This is a genomic window from Streptococcus sanguinis SK1 = NCTC 7863 (assembly GCF_000194945.1).
Lineage (GTDB): Bacteria > Bacillota > Bacilli > Lactobacillales > Streptococcaceae > Streptococcus > Streptococcus sanguinis.
Window position 1 is genome coordinate 111,160 of record NZ_GL878509.1, and the last position, 15,245, is coordinate 126,404.

Below are 15,245 nucleotides of genomic sequence, written 5' to 3' on the forward strand. Positions count from 1 at the left end.
TTTGTTTACAGGGCGGATGTTCCAGTCCGCGAGTTATTTGAAAGGTTCCGGGGCCTTACAAATGGGGTAAACAATACCGCCTACTATCATATCAAAAATAGTAGGCAAAAGCAATAGATTTGAAGCAATTATTTATGAAATAGCGATTTCATGTTTTCTTAGTCTTGAATGTCTTGGGCAATACTAAAGAGTCCCAAAGTTCCAGGACCAGTATGGGTAGAAATGACAGGTCCCAGAGGCATAAGGAGAACTTCCTCCACTTGGTCGCTTTCCAGCAGCTGGACTTTTAAACTCTCGGCAATCTCTTTTGCACCTGCATAGGCGATGACCACCCGCGGGTCAGCAACTCCCTCCAGAGTCATGTGGACAACTTCAGCCTGTGCCTTCTTCTTGCCGCGAACCTTAGCGACCGAGTCCAGAGTCCCATCTCCCTTGACAGCGATAATCGGCTTGATATTGACTAAGGTCCCCATAAGCGCAGCAGTTTTGGAAATCCGACCGCCCCGCATGAGGTGATTGAGGTCATCAACCAGAAAATATGTCTTGACCTTAGGCACCAAACTCTCAATCAAGTCCGCTGTCTGCTCCAAGGTCTGGCCTGTCGCTCTAGCTTCTGCCGCCTTCATGACTAAAAGTCCTTCCCCCATAGAAGCCGCTTTGGTATCAATGATACGAATCAGTGCACCTGGAAAATCTTCCAAGACTATCTCCCGTGCCATGACTGCACTCTGATAAGTACCCGATAGGGCTGAAGCAAAGGCTACATAGAGAACCGGCGTCCCTTCCTTGGCATAGCTTCGAAAAACATCTTCAAACTGGCCGACATTGATCTGACTAGTAGTTGGCTTACTGCCGGACTCCATCTTATCCAGAAGTTCTTGGCTAGTCAGTTTGCCTGCACCTACTGTCTCATGGGTTTCTCCATCTAGCTGAATGGTCAGGCCTAGGACCTGCACATCATTTTCCTGAGTCCAGTTTTCTGGCAAGTCTGCTGTTGAATCGGTTAAAATTTTAAAGGTCATCTTTTTTCTCCATCATTTTTTGTAAATCGCGCAAAGATTGGCTGTCCATCGGTCGCAAGGGTGGTCTTTGCAGGTTGATTTGCCCGCTCAGTTGATTGAGGTCTGATTTGGTAACAGCCACTCGCTTCTCTAGCTCTCTAGCGGACACTCTCAAAGCCCCTTGGGCAAAGACAGTCCACTGCTCATTGAGATCGCTGGTCGCAACCGACACCTGATTTTTGGGTGTATTGAGCTTAGCTGCTAAGCGCTCGATATAGTCATCCGCCGTTTCCTCCTCCTCAGTGAAAACGACCGTTACATTAAACTCCTCATAGGTCTGCCGAACTCCCGGCATATACTGGGCATCAAAGACGCAGATAACTTCCAGTCCTTCAAAACTGGCATAATTACTGAGCTTCTGAAGCAGAATTGTTCGCGCTGCATCTAGCTCTCCGCGGTTAAAGTAAGGACGAGTCTCCCGCCAAAAGGCCGTCATATTGTAGCCGTCCACCAGTAAGATTTTTCTTTTCATAGGCGATTGCGAAAGACTTCATACATGAGAATAGCCGCTGCGACACTGGCATTGAGGCTCTGGACATGGCCATTCATGGGAATGGAAATCATCTCATCCACCTGCTTTTTAATATTGCTTGAAATCCCCTTACCTTCGTTACCAATGATGAGGGCTAGCTTGCCTGCTGTATTCCACTTATGAGAAGGCGTCCCCTGCATATCTGTACCGAAAATCCAGAAACCAGCTTCCTTGAGCTTATCCAAGGTCTGGCTGAGATTGGTCACACGGGCAATGGGAATGTGCTCAATAGCACCCGTTGAAGTCTTGGCCACGACTGGTGTCACACCGACTGCCCGGTGTTTGGGAATGATGACTCCTGCCACGTTTGTCGCGTCAGCCGTCCGCAAGATAGAGCCTAGATTATGCGGATCAGTCAGTCCGTCCAAAATCAATAAGAGCGGATTGTCTTCCTGCTCTGCTTTTTTCAACAGCACCTCGAAGTCAGTATAGGCGAACTCAGCCACCCGCAGAACAAAGCCCTGGTGAACAGCTCCATCAGTCATCTCCTGCAAGGTCTTCTTAGGTGTCCAGGAGATAGAAACCTTCTTTTCCGCTGCTAAATCTTTGATTTTATCGACCTTTTTACCACGCAGGTCGTCTTGAATGTAGAGTTTATTTCCAGTGTTAGCTGCGAGAGCCTCTGTCACCGCATGCACACCGTAGACAATATCGTTTTTTTCCATAGGACTAGTATAACACAAAGGCGAAAAAATGGCGGCAGGATTTACTCGGGCGAGACAGAATTCTGCTCTGATAAAAAGCAATCAGCAGGCCCTAAGATTCCCCGCTAGTCGTGCTATAATAGAAAGAAGTCTAAAAAAGGAACTCTTACTCATGTCTCTCCTCCAACGCACCATCAAGCTAGTACTAGCTACCTGTCTAGCTGCTTGGCTGGCTGACTTTTTAGGTCTGGCCTACTCAACTTCAGCCGGAATTATTGCCATCCTCAGCGTGACCGATACCCGCCGCAGCACAGCAAAGCTAGCCGGCAATCGCTTTTTATCTACCCTGCTGGCTCTGGCTATCGGAAGCCTAGCCTTTCACTTTCTAGGTTTTCATCTCGGAGCATTGGCCATCTATATCGCGATCTATGTGCCTCTGGCCTTTCGGCTTGGCTGGGAAATCGGCATCACACCCAGCACCGTCCTGGTCACCCATCTGCTCTTAGAAAAATCCACCTCCTGGTCTCTGCTTGGCAATGAGCTAGCTCTATTTCTCATTGGAACTGGCTTTGCCCTCCTAGCCAATCTCTATATGCCCTCGCGTCAGCAAGAGATTGACAGCTACCACAAGCAAGTGGAGGAACAGCTGAAAAAGATTCTTCTGCGCTTTGAATATTTCTTAAAAGCTGGAGACGGTCGAAATGATGCAGCTCTGATCAAGGAGCTGGACAAGATTTTACAGCAAGCCTTGGAGCTGGTCTATCTGGATTACTCCAACCACCTCTTTCACCAGACCAACTACCATATCCACTATTTTGAAATGCGGCAGGCCCAAAACCGCATCCTGCAAGACATGGCTAGCAATATCAACAACTGCCATCTAGCAGCCAGTGAAAGCTTGATTTTAGCCCGCCTCTTCTCTCAGACCGCTAAGCAACTAAGCCAAGAAAATCCCGCCCGAGACCTTTTGGACGAGATTGACAACTATTTGACCGTATTTCGCGAGCGGCCACTCCCTAAGACCCGCCAGGAATTTGAAACCCGCGCTATGCTCCTGCAGCTCCTGCGAGACTTGGAAACCTTTATTAGAATTAAGGTAGAATTTTACGAAAATTATAAAGAAGACTAGCGGCTTTGTTTGGTAAATAAAGTACTAAAACTAAAAAAGAGATAAAGACCTTTGATCATCTTTATCTCTAAATTAAAATAATTTGTTTGGATTTTATGACATCACCTATATAGCTGATGTCTTTTTAATTTGGTTCCTTAGTATCATAAACCTTGTTTCCCTTAAAATAGACGTAATAGTCCTTATCATCCTCGTCCGCCCAAACGAAGCGAGTAAACATACCTGTCACATCCAGTCCTCGTGGTTTACCTAGTTTTTTGACAACGTCTTGGGCTGACATCCCTTTAGAAATACCGCTTAAACTTTCCACCTGCTTGGAAGAAGTGAATGTAATCAGCTTATTCATGACAACAGAATTTTCATCATAAGCAATAAGGATAGTATAATTATCCGACTTCCACAGGTCACCTCCACTACTTAGCTCTGAAGTTGGCTGACCCAGCTTAGCACGTACTTCATCCTTTTTAGTAGCAACCCGATCAGACTCCTCTTCAAAATAAATGAGATTGATTGATTTAAATTCTTCCCACTTATCAATATCTTGCATATCAGTAAGGGCATCCAAAGATTGACCAAAATCATTAAAGAGAGTATATGGATCATCTTCAATTGCAGAAGACGAACTAGATGAGCTATAGTCATAGTCGTCATCAGAGTATTCTTTTTTCGAAGATGAACTCTGTTTTCTAGAGTAGCTAGAGCTAGATGAGGACGAAGTATTGCCACTTCGTCTGAAAAGAGGGACAAACATGCAGGCGCTAAGTGTCATCAGACTAAACAAGCATACTGCAAACAATATAAATTTTTTCATAAGATTCCTTTATTCAATTTAGATACATTATTTTACTGTATCTTAGGTTTATCTATCGCTTTTTCATAAAACATAAGAGCGTTATTACTAAATATTACTCTTCGATATCAATTCCTTTGGATTCAAATAAATCACGTACTTCTTTAGAAAATGGAAAGATTGTTCCGTCTATGGTTTTTAAATTCGAAAACTGTGATAGCTCTTTTTCACTCACATTTTCCAAATCAAATTGATCATCTTCACCATCCCATAAAGGGATTAATTGCGCATAGATATCATTACCTCCATCAAAGAAGAGGCTTTCCACATTCTGCGCATACTCTTTAGGTATTTCCAACTGTTTAAAATAAGTCTCTACTTCAGGAATTGGTGTCTCATCGAAGTCTTCTGGATCTACAGATAATTTCTCAGATTCACAAAAACTGTAAACGTTAAATCGTGGCTCAAGCACGTTTTGTTCATACATCAACTCCTGAATAATAGCCAACTTGAAATTAAAATTGTCAAATTGTAAGAAATCACTCATAAATTGGTTCCTTTCATAATCAGAACGAACCCTCTATCTTCCGAATACACCAGTCAATCAGCTCTTCCAGTCGCTCAATGGCTTCGGTCATATGCAGGTAGCCCATGACTGCCTCAAAGCCGGTAGACATCCGATAGGTGACGATATCTGTATTCTTAGCCTTGGTGTGGCTGTTGGCATTGCGGCCGCGCTTGTAAATATCCTCTTCCTTCTCCGTCAGAAATCCTTCTTCCAGCATGAGAGAGATGAGATTAGCCTGAGCCTTGGCAGAAACGTACTTGGTCGCTTCCCTGTGCAGCTGATTAGGCTTGGTCAGCCCCTGAAAAATCAGGTGCCGCCGGATATACATGGAGTAGACAGCATCTCCCTCAAAGGCGAGGGCAATACCGTTAATCAGGTTGACATCAGTCACGGGTCCACCTCACTCCGTCCTTAGTATCCAAAAGCTTGATGCCCTGAGCGGCCAATTCATCTCGAATACGGTCTGCAGTCGCAAAGTCCCGATTAGCACGCGCCACCTGGCGTTCCTCAATCAAGCGCTCAATGTCCGCGTCCAAAACTTCTTCTACAAAGACGATACCAAAAACTTCTAAGAGCTTGGCAAAGGCTGCCTTGACTTGAGCTGTGTAGTTGCCAGAGTTGATCCACTTGGCCAGCTCGAAGACAACCGTGATACCGTTGGCCGCATTGAAATCTTCGTCCATGGCGGCGGTGAACTTGTCCAGAAAGGCCTGAAGCTGATTAGAGTCTGCCTGACCAGTGAAAGGCTGCTCATAGGTGTTCTTCAAATATTTGAGATTAGTCGCTGCATCATGAACAGCTTTTTCCGTGAAATTAATCGGCTTGCGATAATGCTGAGTAGCAAAGAAGAAACGCAGCACCTGACCATCAATGGTCTTGAGGGCATCGTGAACAGTGATGAAATTGCCTAGAGATTTAGACATCTTGACGTCATCAATGTTGACAAAGCCATTGTGCATCCAGTAGTTGGCAAAAGTCTGACCAGTCTTGGCCTCTGACTGGGCGATTTCATTGGTATGGTGAGGAAACTCTAGGTCTGCCCCGCCACCGTGGATATCAATTGTATCACCCAAAATCTCCGTCGACATGACCGAGCACTCGATGTGCCAGCCCGGACGACCTGCTCCCCAAGGACTGTCCCAGGAAATCTCACCCGGCTTAGCTGCCTTCCAGAGAGCAAAATCTACTGGATTTTCCTTGCGGGCGGTCTCCTCATTTGTCCGACCAGAAGCACCCAACTCCAAGTCTGCCAAAGTTTTGTTGGCTAATTTGGCATAATCGTGAGACTTTTCCACGCGGAAGTAGACATCGCCCTCTGACTCATAGGCGTAGCCTTTGTCCACCAAAGTCCGCACGAAGTCAATGATTGCCTCCATAAAGTCAATCACGCGCGGATGCTGAGTAGCCGGCTTGACACCTAAGGTCGTCACATCCTCACGAAAAGCAGCGATATACTTGTCAGCCACTTCTTTTGGTGTGATGCCTTCTTCCTTGGCGCGATTGATAATCTTATCATCTACATCTGTAAAATTGGAAATATAATTGACCTCAAATCCCCGATACTCAAAATAGCGGCGAACCGTGTCAAAAGCTACTGTTGAGCGGGCATTGCCGACATGGATATAGTTATAAACCGTCGGACCGCAGACATACATGCGAACCTTGCCCTCTTCAATGGGCACAAATTCACGTAGGCTGCGGGTCATGGTGTCGTAAATTTTAATCATGCGGTCCACTCCCTTCTCTATTTCTGACTTTTTCGGCTGAAAACCAGCTCTGCAAAAGGGCCAAATTGTCTGAGGCTATCCAGTTGGTAAAAGCGCTGCCCTTCCTCTTGGGTAAAGAGGGGAACCCCCTTTCCCAGGATAAGGGGCGCTATCTGAATAATGAGGTGGTCGAAAAGATCCGCATCCAAGAGCGGTCCTACCAAGGAATTACCACCAATCACAAAGACATTTTTGCCTTTGTCAATCTGGTGAACAAAGTCCACCACATCCCCAGCTACTGGCTGGTAATTGCTGACAGGCAGGTGCCTATCATGCGTAAAGACATAGTTTTCCGTAGCTTGATAAAAACTTTCTACATCTTGCAAATCTTGGATTTCCTCAAAGGTCCGCTTGCCCATGATGGTGATATCCATTTGCCTGTAAAAGTCATCATAGCCTGTATCCTCTACAGAACCAAGCTGATGCAGCCAGTCTATCCTGTGCTGACTGTCTGCCAAGTAGCCATCCATGGTGATACAGCCGTAAAAATATACTGCCATTCTTGTAGTTACCTTTCTAGTTCCTTTGCTATTGTCAAAGCGATAGTGAAAAAAGTCATGGCATCAGCTGTCCGCTCTTCATGACGGGCATCCCAGGTTCGGTTATGATGATCCACATAGTCAGCTGTGTAGAAGAACTGATAGACTTTACTCTTGCGAAATTGACTCCAAGCCATGATAGCTGAAGCTTCCATGTCCACCACTTTGGCTCCAGCAGCCAAGCGACGCTTGACCTTATCAGGCGTTTCTCGATAAAAGGCATCAGTCGTCCAAGACTTGGTGCGGATATGCTCGATATTGTGCTTGTCAAAGATGGCTTCCAGCTCGATCAGCAGTGACTCGTCATAGGCTACTTCGTCACCCGGTGGGGCATAGTGATAGCTAGTTCCTTCATCTCGCAATGCAGCTGCAGGCAGGATAATCTTATCCGCCTCAATTGAGCGGTCCAAAACGCCACAGGAACCTAGAATGATGAAATTCTTGAAGCCTCTGGCCGCCAACTCCTCCAGCTGGCCGACTATCATGGGAGCCCCAATCGGAGCCAACATAACTGCCAGCTTGCTAGGTCCTTGGCCATAAATATACCATGGATGCTGGCCGTTTATGCTTTTCAAATAGCCTCCTGGATAGACTTCCTCTGACTCAACCAAACGTTTCAGAATTTCGCCATTAAAGGACAGGATGATGGTTTCGCATACCTCACCCTTGTCATGGACTGGCTTTTCATTTGGCTCAATGACTGCTGCCACATCTTCAAATTCCTCTAATAGCATAACTTCTCTTTCTTTAAGGCTGCAGCAAATCCACCTTCATCTTTTCTATGCGGCGCAGTTTGGTCTCATCTTTTTTAGCTTCACTGATATAGCGAGCCCATTCGCGCTGGTGGCTAGGCGGCAATTTTGTAAAACGATCCTTGGCAAGACCGTCCAAACCTTCTTTCAGTTCAAGGACTACCTGGTTCAAAATAGCATCTGATAAATCTGACATGTCGGTTCCTCCTGTCATATTTTACTTAGATAACTTTGCCAACTTTTTCTACAGACTTGACGAATGGTGGCTGGCTTCGCGGGCATGCTCTAGCTTGTCTAGATAGTATTCCCGTTTCTCCTCTACCTCGTGAATGGTTGGCTCGTCTTTCTCACCGTGAACACGGACAATCTTGGCCGGTACACCAACAACTGTCACATCACTTGGAACATCAGCCACTACAACTGCACCGGCTCCGACCTTGGCTTTTTCACCAATCTCAATTGGTCCAATGACTTGAGCATGGGCAGAGACTAAGGCACCCCGACGGACGGTCGGGTGGCGTTTGCCTGTATCCTTGCCCGTACCGCCTAGGGTCACGCCGTGGTAAAGCATGGCCCCCTTCTCCACAATGGCTGTCTCACCAATCACTAGGCCACTGCCATGGTCGATGAAGACACCTGACTCAATCTGAGCGCCGGGATGAATCTCAATCTGGGTCCAGAAACGCCAGAATTGACTGTGCATGCGCGCCAGCAGCTTGAAGCCGTGCTGCCACAAAAAATGCGAGAGGCGGTGGGCCGCCAAAGCTTTGATGCCTGGATAGGTTAGCAAGACTTCTAACGACGTTCGTGCCGCCGGGTCATTTTCCTTTACGATATCAATGGATTCCTTCCACCAACCCATGCTAGCCTCCTTCCTTCTCTAAACAAGGAGAGACGAGAACTAGGCTCGCCTCTGCCGATTTCTGATGAGGTCTACAGGGATGAGCGACCTCTTATTCTTCTGTTTTAGGGCTTTCTTGATGGTCTTTGTGACCTTTGTGCTCCTTGTGCGGATGATGTCCCTTGTCATGATGATGTTTTGGCTTATCAGACTTTGGCGGACGCGGCAGCAATACTTTCATGGAAGCATCTACCCGACCTTTGGCATCAATCTTGATCACCTTGACATCCACTTCATCACCGATTTGTACGACATCTTCGACGTTGTTGGTCCGAGTCCAAGCCAGCTCTGAGATGTGAACCAGTGCATCCGTCTTGTCAAAGAGATTGACAAAGGCACCGAATTTCTCAATTCGAACAACCTTGGCATGGTATACTTCATCCACTTTTGCTTCGCGGACTAGACCAGCAATGATTTCCTTAGCACGATTGATGGCGTCTTGATCGCTGGAGTAGATGGATACATTACCCTCTTCATTAATATCAATCTTAACACCGGTCTCAGCGATAATCTTGTCGATGGTTTCCCCACCCTTACCGATGACAATCTTAATCTTGTCCACATCAATCTTGATGGTGTCGATTTTCGGAGCAGTTGGAGCCAACTCTGGACGTGGAGCAGGAATCGTCGCTTCAATCAAATCTAGGATTTCAAAGCGGGCTTTCTTAGCCTGAGCCAGAGCTTCTGTCAAGATCTCTGCTGTAATTCCTTCAATCTTGATATCCATTTGCAGGGCGGTAATCCCTTCGCGAGTACCAGCTACCTTAAAGTCCATATCACCAAAATGGTCTTCCAAACCTTGAATATCGGTCAGAACTGTGTAGTTGCTGCCATCTGAAATCAAGCCCATAGCAATTCCGGCAACCGGTGCCTTGATCGGCACACCGCCGGCCATCAAGGCCAGAGTACCCGCACAGATAGATGCTTGTGAGGAAGAACCGTTTGATTCCAAGACTTCTGCTACCAGACGAATTGCGTACGGAAACTCTTCCAGACTAGGCAAGACTTGCTCCAAGGCACGTTCCCCAAGAGCACCGTGTCCAATTTCACGACGGCCAGGAGCCCCATAACGGCCTGTCTCACCGACAGAGTATTGCGGGAAATTATAGTGGTGCATGAAGCGTTTCTTGTATTCTGGATCCAAGCCGTCAACAATTTGCGTTTCGCCCATTGGTGCCAAAGTCAGAACAGACAAGGCTTGGGTTTGCCCGCGAGTAAAGAGACCAGAGCCATGCACGCGCGGCAGGTAATCCACTTCCGCATCCAGCGGACGGATTTCATCAACCTTACGGCCGTCAGGACGGATCTTATCTTCGGTAATCAAACGGCGCACTTCCGCGTGCTCCATTTGCTCCAAGATTTCAGCCACATCACGCATGATACGGTCGAATTCTTCGTGGTCTGCGTATTTCTCTTCATAAACCGCTGTGACTTGGTCTTTGACAGCCTGAGTTGCGGCTTCACGCGCCAGCTTTTCTTCTACCTGAACAGCCTTTTGCAAATCGCTGTTATAAACTGCGATAATCTCTGCCTGCAGCTCTTCATCAACATGCAGCAATTCTACTTCTGCTTTTTCCTTGCCGACTGTCGCTACGATTTCTTCTTGGAAGGCAATCAATTCTTTTACCGCTTCGTGCCCTTTGAGAAGAGCTTCCAGCATGACATCTTCAGACAGCTCCTTGGCTCCAGATTCTACCATGTTGATAGCCTCTTTGGTACCAGCCACTGTCAGTTCCAAAAGCGAAACTTCTTTTTGTTCCTTGCTAGGGTTGATGATAAATTCACCATCTACATAGCCGACTTGAACTCCTGCGATAGGGCCGTTAAAAGGAATATCTGAGATAGAAAGAGCCAGAGAGCTACCGAACATAGCAGCCATTTGAGGCGAAGCATCTTCATCATAAGAAAGAACAGTATTGATAACCTGAACTTCATTGCGGAAACCTTCTGCAAACATAGGGCGAATCGGACGGTCAATCAAGCGAGCGGTCAAAGTCGCATCCGTTGATGGACGACCTTCGCGCTTGTTAAAGCCACCAGGATATTTCCCAGCTGCATACATTTTTTCCTCATAGTTGACCTGCAATGGGAAAAAGTCACCAGTAGCCATCTTTTTGGACATGGTTGCCGCAGTTAAAACGGTACTTTCTCCATATCGAACAACGGCGCTGCCATTTGCCTGTTTTGCAACCTGACCAGTTTCAACTACCAGCTCACGGCCTGCAAAAACGGTTTTAAAAACTTGTTTTGTCATAAAGACTCCTTGCCGAGCACATGCTCAAATTTTTTCATACGCCTTGGCTACAAAGATCAAGATATTAAGCCCGTCAAAAGCAAAGTAAAAATTGGAAACTGATGAAGTCTTCGATGAAGACAAGACAGTTTATCTTTTTTACACAGCTTTTAGGTCGTATTCAGTTCATCAAGATATTAAGCCCTTAAGCAACCTATAGGACGTGTTCAGTTAGCACTGTGACTTTAATTTCATGGTCTTAGTAGCTTATTATATCCTCATCTTTGTATCAAGCACGTATAGACCTTATTTTACCACAATTTCAGACAAAAGAAAAAGGCTTTGACAGCCTTTTTAAATGAATATCTTAAATCTACTTATTTTTAGATTTTAGAGCCAGTTATAGTTCTCCACAAAGATTAAAGCTAATCAATTGTTTCTCGGCTAACAGCATAAAAACGAGTCTTTTGAAACCTAACGGACCAAGACGAACTTAGAGTCGTATAATAAAAAAGAGCCCTAATAGGACTCCGGTTACAGATTATTCAAATTTTGATTCACATGGACTTCATATTACCATTTTGGTATAATTATATTGGTTTTAAACGAAAGCCTCAGAACGTTTTGAAGGGCTTTTTTTGTGGGGTTGTATATTCATAAGTTAACTAGTATTACCTATTTTGTATGCTTTGTTTTTATATAAGCTTTTTGGTTATGAGTCAATAGAAAAGCGAAAGGAATTTTAAAATGTTAAAAGACAATATAAAAAAGCCCAGCTATATGAAGGACTTACTCAAAATGATAAATATAAAAAATAGATATTGATACTTCATGGGAACTGTCTAATTATAAAATAAGTGAGGACTGGCAAAAATTAAATTAGAGGTGGAAAAGATGAATTTTAAAATGTTTGAAGATAAAAATTGGTTTCAACTAATCAGGAATAGAGTCCTTAGACTAAGTGATGGTAGTGTCATAAAACAAGATTTATTGTCGACCTTGCTACTAATAAATTTTTTTGCTTATTTCATAGGAACAATGAAATTTATTTGGAATAGCGGAATTGATGAAATTTATCGATTGTCGATTTCTCACTTACTTTCGTTAATGTTCACTATTAATTCATTTTTGGATTTCCAACTTGGTAAAGTTGATGAACTTATTTATTGGAAACCTACTGTTGTTTTTCAGCTAAATTTTTCAGGTATATTAAGTGATTTAGGTTTATTATTAACCAGATTTATCCCTTGCGGAATTCTACTATTTTTTATTTTTGTGATCTTTTCCCGAGAAAAATTTATTAATGAGGTTATTAAAGTGATTTCATCAATTCTCGTAGCAATTATGACATTTGGAGAGTATCAGTTTACTTTGTCAGTTATATTGATGCTTATACTAGCTTCATCAATACAATTTGGAAAGGGTAATTTGTTTAGACTACTTAGTATTTGTCTTCTATTTTTAACACCAACTTTAAATCTTGAGAAAAAAGTAAAATCAGAACAAAGTACTAGGGCGCTCAAAATTTTCCTTTGGATCTTTTCTTGGCTTATGATTTCTAAAATTATTTCTATATGGTTTGAAATTCCTTTGGAAGTTGCTGTCTTGTTAGTAATAGTTTTAATGATAAGATTTAGTTTACAATTGCAAACTAAGAATCCACGTTTAGAAATTTTGTTAAAAGGAGCTATTTACTTTTTAGTTTTTATAACTGTAATAGTTTCTAACAATACAACTGATGAGATGATAAGTTTAGTTACGGTATCAATTGCGATATACTTTGCAGTTGATAGATTCTTTAGTCTATTTAAGGAAATTGAGACACTTGTACAAAATGATGAAATTAATTATTTTCTTTACTTTGACAGTTCAATAGATATTCTAAAACAGAAATTTTTACCAGATGAGTTTTTAACTTCTGTGATAACTGATATTGATGACCAAAAATTATATGGACAGTTAATAATAAGAGCTAAGCTTGGAATGAAAGATAGTTTTAATAAATTATTATTACTAGTTAAAGCTCAAAGAGAATATAAAGGCTATCAATTGTTATTATTAGCAATTGAATATAAATTACAGAAAAAAGAAAATAAAGAACTTACTATAGTTAATTTTATTGAAGATAATGTGCACAATGAGATCTTATTTGATGACCAGATAATCCATCCAATTGAATTTTTAGTTTTGTATGGTACAGAGTTAAAAGAAAAAAAAGAATATGAGCAAGCTAGTAAATATTTATGTTTTTCAGAATACTATGATTCTTATAATTATATAAATAGTTATTTCGATTGTATAAAAATAATTGGTGATGAACAGGAATTAAATCGTCTTCAAAAAAATATATATTACATTGAGATGAGTAATTGGTAGCTAAACATACAAAAGTTAACATCTTTCTAAAAAAATATATTAAAAGAATGTTGATAAATCAACATTCTTTTTTATTTCAAATCAATTCTCAGAAAGACATTTTGAGGGATTTTTTGCTATACTATTTCTATATACGACAAAAGGAGTAAACTATGGAACAAAAACATCGTTCTGAATTTCCAGAAAATGAACTCTGGGACCTAACGGCCCTTTACCAAGACCAGGAGGACTTCTTGCGGGCCATCGAAAAGGCCAGAGAGGACATCCAGAAATTCGTCCGTGATTACCAAGGCAAGCTCAGCACTTTCGAAGATTTTGAGCGGGCTTTTGCTGAGCTAGAGCAGATTTATATCCAAATCAGCCACATTGGCAACTACGGTTTTATGCCACAGACCACTGACTTTGGTGACGAGAGCTTTGCGCAGATTGCCCAAGCAGCTATGGAATTTGAGACCGAGGCCAATGTCGCACTCAGCTTCTTTGACGACGCCCTAGTCGGCGCAGATGAAGCTGTCTTAGAAAAACTAGGGCAAGAGCCCCATTTGACCTCAGCCATTCGCCAAGCTAAAATCAAAAAAGCCCACTATCTGGGAGCTGATGTCGAAAAAGCCTTGACCAATCTAGGTGAGGTATTTTACAGTCCACAGGATATTTACACCAAGATGCGAGCTGGCGACTTTGCCATGGCTGACTTTGAAGTAGACGGCAAAGTTTACAAAAACAGCTTTGTCACCTATGAGAATTTTTACCAAAACCATGAAAATGCAGAAATCCGCGAAAAAGCTTTCCGCTCTTTCTCTGAAGGCCTTCGTCAGCACCAAAAAACTGCCGCTGCTGCCTATCTGGCTCAGGTCAAGTCTGAAAAATTACTAGCTGACATGAAGGGCTATGACTCTGTCTTTGACTACTTGCTAGCTGAGCAAGAAGTTGATCGCTCTATGTTTGACCGGCAGATTGACTTGATTATGAACGAATTTGCCCCAGTAGCTCAGAAATACCTCAAGCATGTCGCTAAGGTAAACGGACTTGAAAAAATGACCTTTGCCGACTGGAAGCTGGACTTGGACAGCGAGCTCAATCCCGAAGTCAGCATTGATGATGCTTACGATCTCGTCATGAAATCAGTCGAGCCGCTCGGACAAGAGTATTGTCAAGAAGTTGCCCGCTATAAGGAAGAACGCTGGGTCGACTTTGCGGCCAATGCTGGAAAGGATTCTGGAGGCTATGCTGCGGATCCTTATCGGGTTCACCCTTATGTCCTCATGAGCTGGACTGGTCGCATGAGCGATGTCTATACTCTGATTCACGAAATTGGCCACTCTGGTCAGTTTATCTTCTCTGACAATCACCAAAGCTACTTCAACGCCCACATGTCCACCTACTATGTGGAAGCACCGTCTACCTTCAATGAGCTTCTGCTCAGTGATTATCTGGAGCGCCAATTTGATAATCCTCGCCAGAAACGCTTTGCCCTGGCTCACCGTCTGACGGATACTTACTTCCACAACTTCATTACTCACTTGCTGGAAGCTGCTTTCCAACGCAAGGTCTATACTTTGATTGAAGAAGGCGGAACCTTCGGCGCAAGCAAACTCAACGCTATCATGAAAGAAGTCTTGACGGACTTCTGGGGAGATGCCGTTGAAATCGACGACGATGCTGCCTTAACTTGGATGCGCCAAGCCCACTACTACATGGGACTCTACAGCTATACTTACTCCGCAGGCTTGGTCATCTCTACCGCTGGCTACCTACATCTGAAAAATGACGAAAATGGTGCCCGTGACTGGCTTGAGCTGCTCAAATCTGGCGGCAGCAAGACTCCGCTTGAGTCAGCTATGATTATCGGAGCAGATATTTCGACAGACAAACCACTCCGCGACACCATCCAGTTCTTGTCAGACACAGTTGATCAGATTATTGCTTACAGCGAGGAGTTGGGGGAGTAAGGAAT

The 15,245-nt window shown here is 43.8% G+C and carries 15 protein-coding genes; 3 read left to right on the forward strand and 12 right to left on the reverse strand.

The genetic code is table 11. The features are described 5' to 3' along the window. Positions 1–158 precede the first annotated feature (158 nt). From HMPREF9378_RS03215 to rlmB, 3 genes are read right to left on the reverse strand one after another with little or no spacing between them, the layout of a single operon-like run. Entirely contained in the window at positions 159–1,022 is an 864-nt protein-coding gene (locus HMPREF9378_RS03215; protein WP_002914043.1) for a DegV family protein, read from the reverse strand. Continuing rightward, entirely contained in the window at positions 1,012–1,533 is a 522-nt protein-coding gene (locus HMPREF9378_RS03210; protein ID WP_002914045.1) for an NYN domain-containing protein, read from the reverse strand. The genes HMPREF9378_RS03215 and HMPREF9378_RS03210 overlap by 11 nt, the downstream gene beginning before the upstream one ends. After that, positions 1,530–2,258, reverse strand: coding sequence for a 23S rRNA (guanosine(2251)-2'-O)-methyltransferase RlmB (gene rlmB / locus HMPREF9378_RS03205; RefSeq protein ID WP_002914047.1), 729 nt, complete (start codon positions 2,256–2,258; stop codon positions 1,530–1,532). Before rlmB ends, HMPREF9378_RS03210 begins: the two co-directional genes overlap by 4 nt. A 151-nt stretch (positions 2,259–2,409) precedes the next feature. On the opposite strand from rlmB, the gene HMPREF9378_RS03200 reads away from it, so the two are divergent. Further along, entirely contained in the window at positions 2,410–3,366 is a 957-nt protein-coding gene (locus HMPREF9378_RS03200; RefSeq protein WP_032911302.1) for an aromatic acid exporter family protein, read from the forward strand. Positions 3,367–3,490: 124 nt separating this feature from the next. On the opposite strand, the gene HMPREF9378_RS11855 is transcribed toward HMPREF9378_RS03200, so the two are convergent. The 9 genes from HMPREF9378_RS11855 to pnp form a co-directional block, all read right to left on the reverse strand. After that, positions 3,491–3,913 carry a hypothetical protein gene (locus HMPREF9378_RS11855; RefSeq protein ID WP_002907990.1) on the reverse strand — a complete coding sequence of 141 codons (423 nt, stop codon included), beginning with the start codon at positions 3,911–3,913 and terminating at the stop codon, positions 3,491–3,493. A gap of 358 nt (positions 3,914–4,271) precedes the next feature. Beyond that, positions 4,272–4,703 carry a DUF6892 domain-containing protein gene (locus HMPREF9378_RS03190; protein WP_002899001.1) on the reverse strand — a complete coding sequence of 144 codons (432 nt, stop codon included), beginning with the start codon at positions 4,701–4,703 and terminating at the stop codon, positions 4,272–4,274. A 19-nt stretch (positions 4,704–4,722) separates the two neighbouring features. Continuing rightward, a complete protein-coding gene (locus tag HMPREF9378_RS03185) occupies positions 4,723–5,115 on the reverse strand; it encodes a Mini-ribonuclease 3 (RefSeq protein WP_002907988.1) in 393 nt (130 codons plus the stop codon). Then, positions 5,108–6,451 (reverse strand): cysteine--tRNA ligase, encoded by a 1,344-nt coding sequence (gene cysS / locus HMPREF9378_RS03180; RefSeq protein WP_002914051.1) that lies wholly within the window; start codon positions 6,449–6,451, stop codon positions 5,108–5,110. Before cysS ends, HMPREF9378_RS03185 begins: the two co-directional genes overlap by 8 nt. Before the next feature lie 17 nt (positions 6,452–6,468). Then, on the reverse strand, positions 6,469–6,990 hold the full coding sequence (locus HMPREF9378_RS03175) for a dihydrofolate reductase family protein (protein WP_000301974.1): 522 nt from the start codon (positions 6,988–6,990) through the stop codon (positions 6,469–6,471). An 8-nt stretch (positions 6,991–6,998) separates the two neighbouring features. Beyond that, positions 6,999–7,763 carry a nucleoside phosphorylase gene (locus HMPREF9378_RS03170; protein ID WP_002902286.1) on the reverse strand — a complete coding sequence of 255 codons (765 nt, stop codon included), beginning with the start codon at positions 7,761–7,763 and terminating at the stop codon, positions 6,999–7,001. Positions 7,764–7,776: 13 nt separating this feature from the next. Further along, complete coding sequence (locus tag HMPREF9378_RS03165) at positions 7,777–7,995, reverse strand: YdeI/OmpD-associated family protein (RefSeq protein WP_002902283.1); 219 nt, start codon at positions 7,993–7,995, stop codon at positions 7,777–7,779. Between the two features lie 30 nt (positions 7,996–8,025). After that, positions 8,026–8,643 carry a serine O-acetyltransferase gene (cysE, locus tag HMPREF9378_RS03160; RefSeq protein ID WP_002902281.1) on the reverse strand — a complete coding sequence of 206 codons (618 nt, stop codon included), beginning with the start codon at positions 8,641–8,643 and terminating at the stop codon, positions 8,026–8,028. Between the two features lie 91 nt (positions 8,644–8,734). Beyond that, positions 8,735–10,936, reverse strand: a complete 2,202-nt coding sequence (gene pnp, locus HMPREF9378_RS03155; RefSeq protein ID WP_002902278.1) for a polyribonucleotide nucleotidyltransferase — start codon at positions 10,934–10,936, stop codon at positions 8,735–8,737. An 873-nt stretch (positions 10,937–11,809) separates the two neighbouring features. On the opposite strand from pnp, the gene HMPREF9378_RS03150 reads away from it, so the two are divergent. Further along, positions 11,810–13,291: a hypothetical protein gene (locus HMPREF9378_RS03150; protein ID WP_002914055.1), complete on the forward strand. Its 1,482-nt coding sequence runs from the start codon at positions 11,810–11,812 to the stop codon at positions 13,289–13,291. 152 nt (positions 13,292–13,443) lie between these two features. Further along, positions 13,444–15,240, forward strand: coding sequence for an oligoendopeptidase F (gene pepF, locus HMPREF9378_RS03145; protein WP_002902272.1), 1,797 nt, complete (start codon positions 13,444–13,446; stop codon positions 15,238–15,240). Positions 15,241–15,245: the final 5 nt, after the last annotated feature.

Coding starts and splice junctions, on each gene's coding strand:
- HMPREF9378_RS03215 (WP_002914043.1), bottom strand. CDS start 1,022: ATGACCTTTAAAATTTTAACCGATTCAACAGCAGACTTGCCAGAAAAC.
- HMPREF9378_RS03210 (WP_002914045.1), bottom strand. CDS start 1,533: ATGAAAAGAAAAATCTTACTGGTGGACGGCTACAATATGACGGCCTTT.
- rlmB (WP_002914047.1), bottom strand. CDS start 2,258: ATGGAAAAAAACGATATTGTCTACGGTGTGCATGCGGTGACAGAGGCT.
- HMPREF9378_RS03200 (WP_032911302.1), top strand. CDS start 2,410: ATGTCTCTCCTCCAACGCACCATCAAGCTAGTACTAGCTACCTGTCTA.
- HMPREF9378_RS11855 (WP_002907990.1), bottom strand. CDS start 3,913: ATGCAAGATATTGATAAGTGGGAAGAATTTAAATCAATCAATCTCATT.
- HMPREF9378_RS03190 (WP_002899001.1), bottom strand. CDS start 4,703: ATGAGTGATTTCTTACAATTTGACAATTTTAATTTCAAGTTGGCTATT.
- cysS (WP_002914051.1), bottom strand. CDS start 6,451: ATGATTAAAATTTACGACACCATGACCCGCAGCCTACGTGAATTTGTG.
- HMPREF9378_RS03175 (WP_000301974.1), bottom strand. CDS start 6,990: ATGGCAGTATATTTTTACGGCTGTATCACCATGGATGGCTACTTGGCA.
- HMPREF9378_RS03170 (WP_002902286.1), bottom strand. CDS start 7,763: ATGCTATTAGAGGAATTTGAAGATGTGGCAGCAGTCATTGAGCCAAAT.
- HMPREF9378_RS03165 (WP_002902283.1), bottom strand. CDS start 7,995: ATGACAGGAGGAACCGACATGTCAGATTTATCAGATGCTATTTTGAAC.
- cysE (WP_002902281.1), bottom strand. CDS start 8,643: ATGGGTTGGTGGAAGGAATCCATTGATATCGTAAAGGAAAATGACCCG.
- pnp (WP_002902278.1), bottom strand. CDS start 10,936: ATGACAAAACAAGTTTTTAAAACCGTTTTTGCAGGCCGTGAGCTGGTA.
- HMPREF9378_RS03150 (WP_002914055.1), top strand. CDS start 11,810: ATGAATTTTAAAATGTTTGAAGATAAAAATTGGTTTCAACTAATCAGG.
- pepF (WP_002902272.1), top strand. CDS start 13,444: ATGGAACAAAAACATCGTTCTGAATTTCCAGAAAATGAACTCTGGGAC.